This window comes from Flavobacterium sp. (genome assembly GCF_036515215.1).
Lineage (GTDB): Bacteria > Bacteroidota > Bacteroidia > Flavobacteriales > Flavobacteriaceae > Flavobacterium.
The window spans coordinates 24,474-40,021 of sequence record NZ_DATBVQ010000003.1 but is presented as its reverse complement, the minus strand read 5'-3'; the positions used below and the strand labels follow the sequence as shown (position 1 = coordinate 40,021).

Here is a 15,548-nt window from a genome sequence, read left to right as displayed (position 1 = left end):
TGTTGTAGTGTAAACACGCGTACAAACCCCTCTTCTTTGAGGACAAGAATCTAAAGCAACCGATTTACTCTTCTTAGTTATCTGAGTTCTTCCTGTTCTTACTAATTGTTGAATTGTTGGCATAATTAATACTAAAAATTTATTATGTATATTTATTTCCCGCTTTTTACGGGGTTGCAAATGTATAAATTATTTTTAACTCTACAAACGTTAATCCATTAATTTTCAACAAGATTATTTAGCGGTTGGAATTTTATTACAAACTTTGGATATTTGTATTACTTTTATAAAAACACCCACCCTATTGAAACATTTTTTAATTTATATTTTGCTGTTTAATTTTGGCCTAACTTCTTATGCTCAAAATATTCAGTTAGAACTCACAGGAAGTTCGATTTCCGAAACCAAAGTCATCGATTCGCTTAATTACCTTTCTAAACACACAAACGCAAAATCAATACGTGACGAGATTGAACTGACAATTGAAAAACTATCCCAAATAGGCTTTATTGAAACTAAAATACTTGCCGAAAACAAAATCAACGACTCCACTTATAGCGCAAACCTAAACCTAGGTGAAAGAATTACACACATACATATATATATAGGTACAAATTTAATCCTAAGAACATTACTGTCAACAAATAATCTCAAAGACACGATTATACTGCCCTACCGCCAAACCGAAGCGTTCCTGAACCAAGGCTTACAAGATCTAGACAAAATGGGATATGCTTTCGCAAAGCTAAAACTGACCAAAATTCAAAAAAAAGAGACAACAATATTTGCCACATTATACTTGGAACAAGAAAACCTAAGAAAACTAAATTCAATCGTTATAAAATACGAAACATTAGAACAAAACGGCGATTTTCCCAAAGGATATCTAGCACAAATCAATCGCAAATACAAGGACAAAATTTTTAACAAACAACTCATTGGCCAAATTCACGATGATTTTGAAAATTATAATTTTGTTGACCAGATAAGATATCCGGAGATACTATTCACGAAAGACACTACCAAAGTTTATGTTTACGTCGAAAAAAGAAAATCAAACACCTTTGACGGCTTCATTGGTTTTAACAACAACGAAAGCAAAAAATTAAGTTTCAATGGATATCTCGACCTAACACTTCAAAACATTCTAAAAGCAGGGGAACAATTTTCGCTTTATTGGAAAAGCGACGGAAACCAGCAAAAAACATTTAGCACTGCCTTAGAACTGCCATACATATTCAAAAGCCCTCTAGGATTGAAAGGCCAATTAAACATTTTTAAACAAGATAGTACTTTTCAAAATACAAAAACAGCTATAAACATAAGTTACTACCTTAATTACAACACACGACTCTATTTAGGCTACCAATCAACCGTTTCCAGCGACATTCAAAACATAAAAAGCGCATCTATCACCGACTACAATAGCAACTACCTCACATCGGAATTCGAATATTTTAAATTAGACACCAATAATTCCCTTTTCTGGAACAAATCGCAACTCAACATTAAGACAGGAATAGGCAAAAGAAAAACCAATGACGTAACTGACAACAGCGTCAAAAATCGACAATTTTACATTGATTTATTTGCGATATACACTTTTTATTTGAATAACAAAAACTACATCAATATACGAAGTCAAAACCACTATTTGCAAAGCACAAATTATATAACAAATGAATTGTTCCGTTTTGGAGGAATCAATTCCATTCGTGGTTTTTCGGAAAACAGCCTTCAGGCCAATTTTATGACAGCCATTCTCACCGAATACCGATATTTCGCATCTCAGACACTTTACTTTCACACCATAATCGACTATTGTTATTTTAAGGATCCTTCAAAACTCGAAACAACAGAAACCAATAGCAATCTTTTTGGCGCGGGATTTGGACTCGGCTTGCTTACAAATAGTGGTTTGCTAAAATTGGCCTTTGCAAACGGACTCAACAATACTGACAACGTAACTTTTGCCAACAGCATCATTCACATAAGTTACAGTGTTAAATTTTAACATCCGAATAGTAAAAAAAACAAACAGAAATACCTTAATACTATACTGTGCAAGAATAACTCCAGCAATTCTTATCCAAGCATAAGCAAAGAGTAAATTCGACATCTTAGCCTGAGCAATTAAGCACTTTTGTTATTTCCTCTCGCAAAAATGGACAGCAAGAAAAACCATTGTTCCAGATTACAAAAAAATAACAAAAAAAATTTTTCTATCCCCAACAGAAACCAAGATGCTCTAACCAGTCCTCCACACTATCTCAAATCGTAGCGGCGTTAATTAATTTTGATGCCCACAAAACAAAAAATAAATACAATTAACACAAATTAATTAAATTTTATCATTTTTTTTGACCAGCAACATTTATCACTCCTGCAGACAAAGCCGCAGCTAAAACAATAAAAATTTCACGATTATCTTCCACTAAATAGAGCGAGGTATTTCAATTAACTATCTCATAATCAGTCATCATAACTCATTAAAGAGACGGGTTTAATGCCACGAAAAAACATTCTTTTACCGACCAAATGATCGAAAAACATGTTTTTATAACATAAATTTTACATCGAGTTAAAATGTTAAATTTCATTTCTTGTTGAAATTAGAGTTTCATTTATTAGGAAAGTTAACAATTTATTAAGAGTTTTGTCTCACTAATTCAAAATATTAAAAAATGAAACTAAAGTTCAATGGAATCTTAGTACTACTTGTAGTACTTATGGCGCAACTAACTTTTGCGCAAGAGAGAGCTGTGACGGGTGTTGTTTCTGACAATGCAGGAATGCCTTTACCAGGTGTTAGTGTATTAGTTAAAGGGACTAACTCAGGAACACAAACTGATTTTGACGGGAAATTTGCTATAAAAGCAACACCAAGTCAAATTTTAATTTTTAGCTACATTGGGATGGAAACCCAAGAAGTAAAAGCTACATCAGCATTGGTAAATGTTAAGATGAAAAGCAGCGCTTTAGAACTTGAAGGCGTTGTTGTTACTGCATTAGGGATTAAAAGAGAAAAAAAATCCTTAGGTTATGCAACTCAAGAAGTTAAAGGTGACGCCGTATCAAATGTAAAAAGTTCAAATTTTGTAAACTCCCTTTCTGGTAAAGTTGCAGGTTTAGACATTAAAACATCTGGTAATTTAGGTGGATCTACACAAGTTGTTATTAGAGGTAATAACTCCATAGCTGGAAACAACCAAGCTTTGTTCGTTGTTGATGGTATACCTATAGACAATAGTAACTCAAATTCAGGGAATCAAAAAACTGGTAGAGGTGGTTATGACTACGGAAATGCTGCATCAGATATTAATCCTGATGATATTGCATCTATCAACGTTCTAAAAGGAGCTGCTGCAACTGCACTTTACGGTTCTCGTGCATCTAATGGAGTTGTAATGATTGTTACTAAAAAAGGAAAGAGTCAAAAAGGTATTGGTATAACAATCAATTCTAGTATTACTTTAGGAACTGCTGATAAAGAAACATTGCCTAAATACCAAAATAAATATGGAGCTGGTTACGGTCCTTATTACGACTCTGCAGATGGTTACTTTAATTTAGCTGACATAAACGGAGATGGTGTTGATGATTTAACAACTCCTTTTACTGAAGATGCTTCATACGGAGCCGCATTTGACCCAAGTTTAATGGTTTACCAATGGAACTCTATTTACCCACAATTACCTGACACTTACCATAAAGCGACTCCTTGGGTAGCTGGTAAACACAACCCTAACTCTGTATGGGGTACAGGATCTACTGCAGTAAACTCTGTTGCATTAGACGGTGGTACTGATAAAAGTTCATTTAGATTAGGTTTCACTAACTTATTACAAGAAGGTAATTTACCAAACAGTAGTATTAAAAGAAACACTATAACTTTCTCTGGATCTCATGATTTAACAGATAAATTAAAAGCTTCCGCTTATTTCAACTTTGTAAAAAATGATGGTAAAGGAAGAAATGGTACTGGTTACTCTTCTGGAAACATTATGCAACAATTTAGACAATGGAATCAAATGAATGTTGATTTCAATGAGCAAAGAGATGCTTACCTTCTTACAGGTCAAAACATCACTTGGAATCCAAATGGTCCTAATGATTTAAGTCCAATTTACTCAGACAATCCATACTGGACATTCTACGAGAATTACGAGACTGACACAAGATCAAGATACTTTGGTAATGTTGCTTTAGATAACAAAATCAACGACTGGTTATCTGCAACTGCTAGATTCTCATTTGATACTTATGCTGAATTGCAAGAAGAAAGAATCAATGTTGGAAGTGCTGATGTATCTTCATACACAAGATATAACAACAATGTTGCTGAATACAACTACGACGGAATGTTGAATTTCAATAAAGACTTAACTGAAAAACTAAATTTAGAAGGTAATATTGGAGTTAACTTAAGAAACAATGTTAGAAACAGTATTTTTGCTGGAACTAACGGTGGCTTGAACTTAAAAGGTCTTTATTCACTTTCAAACAGTGTAAGCCCAATTAATGCCCCAGCCGAATATGATTCAAGCAGCATGGTGGATGGCGAATACATTAGAGCTAGTTTAGGTTATGACGATTTTGCATACCTAGAGGGTTCATATAGAACTGACCGTTCATCTACTTTACCAAAAGAAAACAATAGATTTGGATACTACTCCGTTTCTGGAAGTTTAGTTTTCTCTTCATTAGTTAATGCCGAATGGTTATCATTTGGTAAGGTAAGAGCCAACTACGCTGAAGTTGGAAGTGCTACAGATCCTTATAGAGTTTTCAATACATTTAACATTGGAACACCATTCAACGGAACTGGTATAGCTTCAAACCCTGGTGCTCAAGCTAACTTGAATCTTTTACCAGAGAGACAAAACAGTTATGAACTTGGACTAGAAATGGCGTTTTTAAACAGACGTGTTGGATTTGATGTATCTTACTACAACAATCAAAACATCAACCAAATTACAAGTATTCCATTATCTACATCAACAGGATATACATCAGCAGTATTAAATGCTGGTACTATTGAGAACAAAGGAGTTGAGGTTCAATTTAATGCTACACCGTTTAAAACAGCTGATTTCAAATGGGATTTAAATTTGAACTGGTCTCAGAACAAAAGTTTAGTAGTTGAATTACTTAACGGTATCGAAAACCTACAATTAGCATCTTTACAAGGTGGTGTTTCGATCAATGCTACACCAGGACAACCTTACGGAACAATTAGAGGTAGTGATTTCATCTATGCTGACAACGGACAACCGATTGTTAATCAAACAGGATCTGCAAGTAGAATTGGTACATACCAAAGAACTTCTACAAGTAACAATGTAATTGGAGATATCAATGCAGATTGGAAAGCTGGATTAAACAACAGCATTACGTACAAAAATTTCAATTTAGCTTTCTTAATTGATATGCAAAAAGGTGGAGATGTTTTCTCTCTTGATACATGGTATGGTTACGCTACAGGTATGTATGACTTCTCTGCAGCAAACAACGAGTTAGGCAACCCGGTAAGAGATGTGGTTACAGGAACACCTGGAAACTATGGAGCTGACACAGGTGGTGTTATTATGCCTGGAGTTGCTCCTGATGGTTCTCCAAACCAAGTTAGAGCAAATGCAAATATCTACGCGAATGCATGGGGTTATGCAAGAGCTCCTAACAAATTGCATGTTTATGACGCTGGTTATATCAAATTACGTGAAGCAAGTTTAACTTATAATTTTGATGAAAAAACATTAAGTACACTACCTTTCACAAATGTTTCTTTATCTTTAATTGGAAGAAACTTATGGATTATCGATAAAAGTACTCCTTATGCAGATCCAGAAGCTGGTTTAAGTTCTGGAAACGTTCAAGGATACCAATCTGGAGCTTATCCATCTATAAGAGAAATTGGAGCAAGTCTTAAATTACAGTTTTAAAAAAAAAAAATTATGAAAAAAATAATATTAACAGCGTTATCTATTCTTGCTTTAGTATCGTGTCAATCTAATGACTCATACGAAGATTTAAATAGAGACCCAAAGAATCCTACTCAGGTAGATTCAGAATTTTTATTTAATTCTGCAGCTAAGAGTTTAGTAGATCAAATGACGAGCACTAATGTAAACACTAACGTCTTCAGGATGTTAGCTCAACACTGGACAGAAACAACTTACGTAGACGAAGCCAATTATGACTTTAACACTCGTAATATCACAAACGCTCACTGGTCTGAAATGTACAGAGACGTTTTGCTTGATCTTGCTACTGCAAAATCAAATACAGATGCAGATACTAAATTATCTGCTGCCTCAAAAGCATCACGTAATGCTCAAATCGAGATATTAAGTGTTTATGCTTGGGCTAATCTTGTTGAAACTTTCGGAGACGTACCTTATTCGCAAGCATTGAATGCAGGTGAATTTGTACTTCCTGTTTACGACGATGCAGCTACTGTTTATGGTGATTTACTTACTCGTTTAGCAGCCGCAATTCCGAATTTAACCAATGAAGGTTTTGGTGCAGCGGACCAATTTTACGGCGGTAATGTTACTAACTGGAAAAGGTTTGGTAATTCATTAATGTTAAGAATGGGTGTAAGAATAGCCGATGCTCCAGGAATGGCTGCTATGGCACAAACAGCAATTACATCAGCTGTAAGTGGCGTTGGAGTATTTACTTCAAATGCAGATAATGCTGCTTTAACTTACTCAAGTACAACACCTAATACCAATCCTGTTTGGGTTGATTTAGTGCAATCTGGAAGATCAGATTTCGTTGCTGCTAATACATTGGTTGATTTCATGAATGACCTTAATGACCCTAGAATGGCGGTTTACTTTGATCAAAATCTAGGAGCTGGAGTTTACGAAGGTGGACCTTACGGTGAAAACAATAGTTTTACATCTTACACTCATGTAGGTGCTAGAATCATAGACCCAACAAATCCAGCGTCTCTAATGGACTTTTCAGAAGTTTCTTTTTACTTGGCAGATGCAGCTGAACGCTCTATCTCAGGAACGCCTGCTCAAGCAGCAGTTTTCTACAAGCAAGGTATTGAAGCATCATTTGATTATTGGGGAGCTCCTGACTTTGCAACTTATTATTTAAATCCTGATGTGAATTACGCAACTGCTCCAGGTACATGGAAAGTAAAAATTGGTAATCAACTTTGGTTAGCTATGTACAATAGAGGTTATGAAGCTTGGACAGCTTGGAGAACTTATGATATGCCAGGTTTTAACTTACCGGCTATCTCTGAACTTCCAGTTCCAACAAGATATACGTATCCTATTAGCGAACAAAACTTGAACAAAGCTAACTATACAGCAGCAGCATCTGCAATAGGTGGCGATCAACAAACAACAAAAGTTTTCTGGGACGCAAACTAGAATAAACATTTTATATATTACAAATTATCAAGGCTGCCAATTTTGGCAGCCTTTTTAATTGAATAACATGAACAAAAAAATCGAATTCTCAATAAAATATTATTAAAACCATCCTTTTAATTAATGATGGTTTTTTTCATATCTTTGCGCCATGGAAAAAGAACATCAAATATTTGGGATTAGAGCAGTTATCGAAGCCATACAAGCGGGTGCAACAGTAGATAAAGTTTATATTCAAAAGGAAGCAAGCAGCGAACTGATGAAGGACTTGATGAAAGTGATGAAGCGTGGTAACATCAACTTCTCCTATGTTCCAGTTGAAAAATTAAACAGATTAACACCAAACAATCATCAAGGTGCGGTGGCGACCATATCGCCTATCTCCTTTTTTGATTTGGAAACTTTAATAGAATCGGTAATTGAAAACGGAAAAAAACCATTGTTTTTGGTTTTGGATCAAATTTCTGATGCCCGTAATTTTGGAGCAATAATACGAACTGCAGAATGTACCGGAGTAAACGGAATCATCGTTCAAAAGGCAGGTTCTGCTCCAGTAAACGGCGACACCGTTAAAACATCTGCCGGTGCAGTTTTTAATATTCCAATTTGCAAAGTGGAGCACATAAAGGACGCCATTTTTCTTTTGCAAGCAAGCGGAATCAAAACCGTTGCTGCTACTGAAAAAACAGATAAAAACATTTATGATATAGATTTAAACGAAGGGGTAGCCATCATCATGGGATCGGAAGATCGTGGGGTCAACCCATCGGTTTTGAAAATCGTTGATGAAAAAGCAAAACTACCTATGTTTGGGTCAATAGGGTCATTGAACGTATCAGTTGCCTGTGGCGCTTTTTTATATGAGGCGGTGCGACAAAGAAATTAGTCCTGCTTTTCACTTCCCCAAAAGGGAGACGAGATGAAACAAAAATAAAAAATGAATCAAGACTCCGGTTTTGATTCATTTTTTTCGTTTGCTGCAATCTCATAATTCACCTGCAAGTTAGACGTATAATAGCCTTGATGCGTTTCTGGTTCTTCAAATTCCTCGACTATGGGCAGATTCACGAAATTTCCGTTTTCGTCAAAGCGCTGCATAAATTTATCTTCCGCAGCATCGAAATTCGGTTTTTCCCAGTCGTATTTGGGTATCTTCTTATATTCCGGTGTTTTGTAAATTAAAGAAAGAAGAAATCCAGTTACCAATCCGGCCAAATGTCCTTCCCAAGAAATGGTATTGTCCACTTCCGGAAAAACGTACCACAACATTCCACCATATAACATAATCACCGTTAACGACAGCGCGACCAAGCGGTAATATTTGGTTAGCAATCCTTTAAAAAAAATAAAACTTACCAGAACATAAACTAAACCACTGGCCCCAATATGGTAGCTTTCCCTTCCAATGACCCAAGTTATCAAACCGGAAAACAAAACACCTAACGTTATGACATAAAAGGATTGTTTCGCATAAAAAAACTGCAATGCCGCCAGCAATGCCAACAATGGAATCGAGTTGTTATAAAGGTGATTAATATCCGAATGTATAAATGGGCTAAATACGATTCCTTGCAATCCGGAAGCGGTTCTGGGCAGAATCCCATTGGTATCAAAATCAAAACCGTATCGGATTTCCGTCCAATAGACAAACCACAAGAACAACACAAAAAAAAGCGGCAGGCCGACAACGGAATTGTTGAATTTGAAATGTTTGTCCATTATTTTTTGGTTTTGAATGTTGGATACCTGAGCAACTTATGGTCAAGCTAACGCAAAAATTTGTCCAGATGCAATTTAATGCTATTTTGTCAGTACTAATAAATAGTTAGCGTAAAATAAACAATAGCCCAGATAGAAGTGGAAATCCTTTTTAATTGATTTTTTCCAAATCAATTAAAAAGATTGTAGCGGATAGCTGGAAATGGCTCCAAAAAAAAATCTGGATTCAAAACCAGAACCCCAAAAATAGAGTAATTTTACATCTTCTAAACAGAATTAGCAAGAGAATAACGAATCTGAAATTCGGATCCAATAAAACAAATGGAAGCACCTTTAGCAGAACGCATACGCCCGCAAAAACTAGAAGACTACATCAGTCAAGCCCATCTTATAGGGCCTAACGGCTCGTTGACCCAACAGATCGCCAAAGGAATTATCCCTTCGCTGATATTGTGGGGACCGCCGGGAACGGGAAAGACGACTTTGGCACAAATTATCGCCCAAGAATCAAAAAGGCCGTTTTACATCTTGAGCGCCATCAACTCCGGGGTGAAGGACATTCGTGACGTGATTGAAAAAGCAAAACAAAGCGGAGGTCTTTTTACCACCAAAAATCCAATTTTGTTTATTGATGAAATCCATCGTTTCAGCAAATCGCAACAGGATTCGTTGTTGGCGGCAGTAGAAAAAGGATGGATCACCCTTATTGGTGCCACTACCGAGAACCCCAGTTTTGAAGTAATTCCCGCTTTACTATCCCGCTGTCAAGTATATATCCTCAACGCTTTTACGAAAGAGGATTTGGAATCCCTTTTGCAACGCGCTTTGAAAACAGATCCTTATCTGGCCACCAAAAATATCGAATTAAGGGAAACGGAGGCGCTGCTTCGGCTTTCCGGTGGCGACGGACGCAAACTATTGAATATCTTTGAACTCGTCGTAAACGCTTCCGCTGAAAACGAAATCGTCATCACTAACGATCGGGTTTTTCAACTTGTGCAACAAAACACAGTATTGTATGACAAAAGCGGCGAGCAGCATTATGATATAGTTTCGGCATTCATAAAATCGATCCGCGGAAGTGATCCAAATGGCGCGGTATATTGGTTAGCCCGAATGATCGAGGGCGGCGAAGACGTGAAATTCATTGCCCGACGCATGCTCATCCTCTCGAGCGAAGACATTGGAAATGCGAACCCAACTGCTTTCATAATGGCCAACAATACGTTTCAGGCTGTTGCCACAATAGGCTATCCCGAAAGCAGAATCATATTAAGCCAATGCGCCATCTACCTGGCAACCTCACCTAAAAGTAATGCCTCCTATATGGCTATCGGGACTGCCCAACAATTAGTCAAACAAACCGGTGATTTGTCCGTGCCGATTCATTTGCGCAATGCGCCCACCAAGTTGATGAAAGAATTGGGTTACGGTGACGAGTACAAATACTCGCATGATTACGCCAATAATTTTGCGGAACAGGAATTTCTTCCTGATGAACTGAGCAATAAAGCCATATATGTTCCGGGAAACAATTCCCGTGAAAATACGACCAGAGAATTTTTGAAAAACCGATGGAAAGACAAATACGGTTACTAAACGACAAAAGCAGCTTATCCATCAAAGACAAGCTGCTTTTATATTATTTAACCCACTTTAAACTAGAATTTCACTTCCATTTTTTCTGATATCAAATTGTCATTCTGGTAGTATTCAAAAAACCACTCGTTGCCCTTTGCCATCAGAACCCCTTGTCTATTTCCTTTCACCGCTATATAGCAATCTTTTGTTGACGTCTTATAAACGTTCATAACGACACTCGGCTTATTATCCACTAATTGGAAACCCGTGGCGGTTGGTTGGGCATAAAGAAGAGTGGAACTAGCTTTTTCGGTATTAACCGATTCCACAGAAATCTCAGCAGGTACAGGAACAGCCTCAGTCACAGCCTTCGCCTTTGCGCTGGGACTTGCATTTACAATATCTTTTGCCCTATAGGTATATCGCAAGGCGTAAACTGACACAAATGCTTTGTTTAAAGCCTCTTTGTAGGCTAATTCAAAATCTTTTTCCTTACTGACCCCTGTTTCGGATTGAAAAATAATTTTACCAAAACAATCTTTAAAAACAACATATAACTTAGTAGTTAGGAATGAACTTTCTTTAATAACATCGAAATTCAGTAGGCTGCATCTGTCAACATTTTCATCTGACAAAGGTTCATTATCATAATAGGCTTGAAACCCAGCTTTATTTAAATTATACTTTGATACAGTGGCAAGACGGTATTGGTTATCGCTTTTTAAAAAGTCAAATTTCACAGGAACAATTACAGCTTTGTAATCATTAATGGATTGCGAATAACTGTAGCTCGCAACAAAAAAAAATAAAAGGAAGATTCTGATTTTCATAATTATAAATATTTTTTTAGTTCTAATAAATGGTTCACTTGTTTAACGCCGTGTTCCACTACAATGTTACTTTCATTAAAAAAAATAGCATCTAACCCTATAGCTAACGCTCCTTTAATGTCAGCCTCAAGAGAATCTCCTATCATGATACTGTTCTCTTTTTTGGCTTTCGCCAACTCTAACGCATATTCAAATATAATTGGATTTGGTTTCTTAACACCTGCCATTTCAGAATTAGTAATGGTGTCGAAATAGCCCGCTAAATTAGAATTTTTAATCTTTCTAAACTGCACATCTGCAAACCCGTTTGTAATAATATGCAGATTGTAGTCTTTATTTAAATAATCCAAAACTTCGAATGTACCATCAAATAGGTTGTTATTGTCCGGTAACAATTCAATATATTCCTGAGATATGCATTCAATTTGTTCATCGGAAACAGCATAATTTATCGCGTCAAAAGAGTGCTTCAAGCGGATGTACCGCAAATCGGCGTGCGAAATTTTATCATATTGATATAATTCCCAACAGGCTTTATTTATGGGCACGTATTTTTCGATAAATGTTTTTATCTCGACACTCGGATGATTTCTCTGGAAAATATTCTCGAAAGTCAACTCCGAGTTTCTGTCAAAATCCCAGAGCGTATGATCCAGATCGAAAAATATGTCTTCTATGTGTTTAATTTTCATCTTATTTTTTAAAATATTCCTTCATCAACAAAACTGTAATAACTGGATTCGGTAACGATGAGATGATCCAATACTTTTATTTCTAAACTGTCGCCGGCTATTTTTAGTTTTTTGGTTATCTGCTTGTCGGCATCACTGGGGATTAAAGTCCCGGACGGATGATTGTGGCATAGAATCAATCCGGTTGCTCCCATTTCGAGCGCATTCTTAAAAACCAACCTTACATCAACCAATGTTCCCGTTATTCCTCCTTTGCTTAATTGCGATTTTGCAATCACCTTATTCGAATTGTTCAAATAAATGATCCAAAATTCCTCATGCGGCAACTCCCCAATGACAGGCTGCATCAATTCAAATATGGCTTTACTGGAAGTTATTTTGATCAACTCCACGGCGTCTTCCGTTCTTCGGCGTCTTCCCAATTCCAATGCCGCAATAATCGAAATGGCTTTTGCCTCTCCTATTCCCTTGAAATGCATCAATTGCGAAATGGTCAATTTCCCCAAGGCATTCAGGTTATTTTCTACGCTTTTCAAAATTCGTTTGCTCAACTCAACTGCCGATTCGTTGCGGCTTCCCGAACCGATCAGAATGGCAATCAACTCAGCATCGCTAAGCGCGCTCTTCCCTTTCAACATAAGCTTTTCACGTGGCTTGTCGTCTTCGGACCAATGGGTAATCGGAAAATTATTTTGTTCCACATTTAAAGATTTAAAATGATACAAATGCCAACCTTTGCTAGTTATCCAAAAACAATCTCAAAATTGAATTTAAATGTATTTTTTCATACAAATGCTATTTTGCAATCCTATATATGGTGCATAATTATCAGTGATTATATAGCCTGCTTTTTGATAAATAGCAATGGCCGCTTTTTGTTTGTACAAGGTTTCCAAAACAGCAAATGAAAAACCCAATTCCTTCGCCCAAGATTCTAATTCTCGTAACGTCTTCTTAGCCAGTCCTTTTCCTCGAAATTCATCCAAAACAAACATACGTTTTATTTCGATTGCATTCTCATTATATTTCTTAAAACAAGCGCAAGCAACGGCCGCATCATCTAAATAAATAAGCAGCACGTTAGGATTCAACTCCATGATGTTATTCCCCCAATAATCAACCTTTAACTCGGGATAACTTTCCCACAAACCCTGATCCAGTTTAGCAACTAAAGCAATGAAATCCTTGTTTTCAGATGTCGTTTTTATAATTTTGAATTGATCCTCCATTATATAAAAATTATTCAATTATCTTTTTAACCTCATCGAAATTCAATCCTCCATAGTTTCCGGAACTCATCAACAACAAGGCTGAATCAGCAAAATCCATATTGAATAAATACTCTTTAAATTCTATTGGATTCGTATATATAACTAAATCTTCTCGGTTAAAAGCATTGGCAATTTGTTCATAGCTGACTTCTTCCAATTGTTTTATTTTGACAGCATCAGGTGAATAAAAAACTACTGCCACGTCAGCATGCTCAAGGGCCCCTTCGTATTCTTTTAGAAATTCCGCATTTAAACTGCTGTAGGTATGCAGTTCTAAACAGGCCACCAATGTTCTATTTGGGTATTGTTCTTTAACCGCTTTTGTGGTAGCGGCAACTTTACTGGGTGAATGCGCAAAGTCTTTATATGCTACACTATTTTTGCTTTCGGCGATCTTTTCCAATCGTTTGGACGCGCCTTTAAAATTGGCGATAGCTTCATAAAAATCGGCTTCATCCACTCCCATATTTTGGCAAATCCATTTGGCACCAGCCAAATTATTCAAATTGTGTGCTCCAAAAACTTCAATGGGCATTGCTCCTTCCGGTGTCTCGAGAAGAGTCACCCCATCACTAACCGTATATTTTGGCGTATGGTACGCCAATTTCCTAATGGGATTTGTAGCCGCTTCAGCAACGCGTTTTACCTCGGAGTCGTCTTCATTGTAAACGAGAATTCCGCCGTTGGTAATTTTGCCAATAAAAATTTCGAACTGCTCCACATAGTTTTCATATGTCGGAAAAACATTGATATGGTCCCAAGCAATACCGGAAATCACAGCGATATTGGGTTGGTACAAATGGAACTTAGGCCTTCTGTCTATGGGGGACGACAAATACTCATCGCCTTCCAATACGATAAAATCATTTTCTTCCGTAAGATGAACCATGGTGTCAAAACCTTCCAATTGCGCGCCCACCATATAATCTACGGCAATGTCATGGTAATGCATCACATGTAGAATCATCGATGTTATAGTTGTTTTCCCATGGGAACCGCCAATGACTACTCTCGTTTTATTTTTAGATTGCTCATATAAAAACTCAGGATAAGAATAAATTTTCAATCCCAATTCCTGCGCTTTCAGCAATTCGGGATTGTCTGCCTTGGCATGCATTCCCAAGATTACCGCCTCGATATCTTCAGTGATTTTTTCGGGAAACCAACCTAGTTCAGCAGGTAAAATTCCTTTTTTATCCAAACGTGATTTTGATGGCTCAAATATGGCGTCATCACTTCCCGTTACCTGATAACCTTTATTGTGTAATGCCAAAGCCAGATTATGCATTGCGCTACCACCGATAGCTATAAAATGAGTTCTCATATATTTTCCTTAGATGTTGAATTTAAATCTTTTATTTTTTGCAGAATAGCACTCGCTTTCGCAGGTTCGTTCATTTTATTTTTATACAAATCGGCCAGCATCCGGTAGCTTTCTGCTGAACTTCCTATAGCAATCGCTTTTTTGTACTGTATCTCAGCTTTTTTATATCGTTTGTAGTATTCATCTATTCGTCCTCTTGACATGTAACCGTCAACAGCCGAAATCTTCATTAATTCATCTGAATAAAGTACTGCTTTGGCTTCGCTGCCTCCTATGATCCTGGGCAATTGCATATAGTACTCTATCAAAGCCCATCTTGCATCTATATGTTTTGGATCTAATTTAATCGCTTTTTCAAATGATTCTCTAATTTCATCAATCATCCCCAGTGCCCTAAATCTATTCACTTCCAAAGCGAGCATACCCGTCGCCCCCCCATATTTGTAATAATAATCCGCTTCAGAAGGTTTTAAATCCTTCAACTTTTTGTAATAAGCAACAGCTTCAACCCAAGACTTGCTGTTCCCTGCAATATCACCTAAATTTTCAATTATTTTTAAATTGGAAGGATTCGCTTTTAACAGCGCTTCAAATATAGGTTTTGATTGCTCGTGTTTTCCATCGTCAAAGAGTTTCTGCGCTTTATCAAAGCTCGATTGCGCACATAGCAAAAAAGGGAATAATAAAAAAAGAATGTGTTTCATTTTTCAAAAATAAGGAAATTTATATTTGCAATA

The 15,548-nt window shown here is 36.7% G+C and carries 12 protein-coding genes and 1 pseudogene; 5 read left to right on the top strand and 8 right to left on the bottom strand.

Annotation, left to right across the window (positions count from 1 at the left end):
- Positions 1-123: pseudogene (locus VIH09_RS00370) on the bottom strand (30S ribosomal protein S12); the annotation flags it as partial.
- Between the two features lie 181 nt (positions 124-304).
- Here VIH09_RS00370 and VIH09_RS00365 point away from each other — a divergent pair.
- The 4 genes from VIH09_RS00365 (at position 305) to rlmB (ending at position 8,280) form a co-directional block, all read left to right on the top strand.
- Positions 305-2,014 carry a hypothetical protein gene (locus VIH09_RS00365; protein WP_331576732.1) on the top strand — a complete coding sequence of 570 codons (1,710 nt, stop codon included), beginning with the start codon at positions 305-307 and terminating at the stop codon, positions 2,012-2,014.
- Positions 2,015-2,684: 670 nt separating this feature from the next.
- Entirely contained in the window at positions 2,685-5,942 is a 3,258-nt protein-coding gene (locus VIH09_RS00360; protein WP_331576730.1) for a SusC/RagA family TonB-linked outer membrane protein, read from the top strand.
- A gap of 12 nt (positions 5,943-5,954) precedes the next feature.
- Positions 5,955-7,394 carry a SusD/RagB family nutrient-binding outer membrane lipoprotein gene (locus VIH09_RS00355; protein WP_331576728.1) on the top strand — a complete coding sequence of 480 codons (1,440 nt, stop codon included), beginning with the start codon at positions 5,955-5,957 and terminating at the stop codon, positions 7,392-7,394.
- A 151-nt stretch (positions 7,395-7,545) separates the two neighbouring features.
- A complete protein-coding gene (gene rlmB / locus VIH09_RS00350) occupies positions 7,546-8,280 on the top strand; it encodes a 23S rRNA (guanosine(2251)-2'-O)-methyltransferase RlmB (RefSeq protein WP_331576726.1) in 735 nt (244 codons plus the stop codon).
- Between the two features lie 56 nt (positions 8,281-8,336).
- Here the strand turns inward: rlmB and VIH09_RS00345 are convergent, their stop codons facing one another.
- Positions 8,337-9,113, bottom strand: a complete 777-nt coding sequence (locus VIH09_RS00345) for a rhomboid family intramembrane serine protease (protein WP_331576724.1) — start codon at positions 9,111-9,113, stop codon at positions 8,337-8,339.
- A gap of 321 nt (positions 9,114-9,434) precedes the next feature.
- Here VIH09_RS00345 and VIH09_RS00340 point away from each other — a divergent pair, with 321 nt between their 5' ends.
- Positions 9,435-10,712 carry a replication-associated recombination protein A gene (locus VIH09_RS00340; protein ID WP_331576722.1) on the top strand — a complete coding sequence of 426 codons (1,278 nt, stop codon included), beginning with the start codon at positions 9,435-9,437 and terminating at the stop codon, positions 10,710-10,712.
- Between the two features lie 62 nt (positions 10,713-10,774).
- On the opposite strand, the gene VIH09_RS00335 is transcribed toward VIH09_RS00340, so the two are convergent.
- The 6 genes from VIH09_RS00335 to VIH09_RS00310 form a co-directional block, all read right to left on the bottom strand.
- Entirely contained in the window at positions 10,775-11,524 is a 750-nt protein-coding gene (locus tag VIH09_RS00335; protein WP_331576720.1) for a hypothetical protein, read from the bottom strand.
- Positions 11,525-11,526: 2 nt separating this feature from the next.
- Positions 11,527-12,216, bottom strand: a complete 690-nt coding sequence (locus VIH09_RS00330; RefSeq protein WP_331576718.1) for a YjjG family noncanonical pyrimidine nucleotidase — start codon at positions 12,214-12,216, stop codon at positions 11,527-11,529.
- A gap of 8 nt (positions 12,217-12,224) precedes the next feature.
- Positions 12,225-12,917 carry a RadC family protein gene (gene radC / locus VIH09_RS00325; RefSeq protein ID WP_331576716.1) on the bottom strand — a complete coding sequence of 231 codons (693 nt, stop codon included), beginning with the start codon at positions 12,915-12,917 and terminating at the stop codon, positions 12,225-12,227.
- A gap of 69 nt (positions 12,918-12,986) precedes the next feature.
- Positions 12,987-13,445, bottom strand: coding sequence for a GNAT family N-acetyltransferase (locus VIH09_RS00320; protein WP_331576714.1), 459 nt, complete (start codon positions 13,443-13,445; stop codon positions 12,987-12,989).
- Between the two features lie 10 nt (positions 13,446-13,455).
- Positions 13,456-14,811, bottom strand: a complete 1,356-nt coding sequence (locus VIH09_RS00315) for a UDP-N-acetylmuramate--L-alanine ligase (RefSeq protein WP_331576712.1) — start codon at positions 14,809-14,811, stop codon at positions 13,456-13,458.
- Positions 14,808-15,515 (bottom strand): tetratricopeptide repeat protein, encoded by a 708-nt coding sequence (locus VIH09_RS00310; protein WP_331576711.1) that lies wholly within the window; start codon positions 15,513-15,515, stop codon positions 14,808-14,810. Before VIH09_RS00310 ends, VIH09_RS00315 begins: the two co-directional genes overlap by 4 nt.
- Positions 15,516-15,548 lie beyond the last annotated feature (33 nt).

What these genes read in the sequence shown, in the direction of transcription:
- VIH09_RS00360 (WP_331576730.1), top strand. Translation starts at nt 2,685, where the DNA reads ATGAAACTAAAGTTCAATGGAATCTTAGTACTACTTGTAGTACTTATG.
- VIH09_RS00355 (WP_331576728.1), top strand. Translation starts at nt 5,955, where the DNA reads ATGAAAAAAATAATATTAACAGCGTTATCTATTCTTGCTTTAGTATCG.
- rlmB (WP_331576726.1), top strand. Translation starts at nt 7,546, where the DNA reads ATGGAAAAAGAACATCAAATATTTGGGATTAGAGCAGTTATCGAAGCC.
- VIH09_RS00345 (WP_331576724.1), bottom strand. Translation starts at nt 9,113, where the DNA reads ATGGACAAACATTTCAAATTCAACAATTCCGTTGTCGGCCTGCCGCTT.
- VIH09_RS00340 (WP_331576722.1), top strand. Translation starts at nt 9,435, where the DNA reads ATGGAAGCACCTTTAGCAGAACGCATACGCCCGCAAAAACTAGAAGAC.
- VIH09_RS00335 (WP_331576720.1), bottom strand. Translation starts at nt 11,524, where the DNA reads ATGAAAATCAGAATCTTCCTTTTATTTTTTTTTGTTGCGAGCTACAGT.
- VIH09_RS00330 (WP_331576718.1), bottom strand. Translation starts at nt 12,216, where the DNA reads ATGAAAATTAAACACATAGAAGACATATTTTTCGATCTGGATCATACG.
- VIH09_RS00320 (WP_331576714.1), bottom strand. Translation starts at nt 13,445, where the DNA reads ATGGAGGATCAATTCAAAATTATAAAAACGACATCTGAAAACAAGGAT.
- VIH09_RS00315 (WP_331576712.1), bottom strand. Translation starts at nt 14,811, where the DNA reads ATGAGAACTCATTTTATAGCTATCGGTGGTAGCGCAATGCATAATCTG.
- VIH09_RS00310 (WP_331576711.1), bottom strand. Translation starts at nt 15,515, where the DNA reads ATGAAACACATTCTTTTTTTATTATTCCCTTTTTTGCTATGTGCGCAA.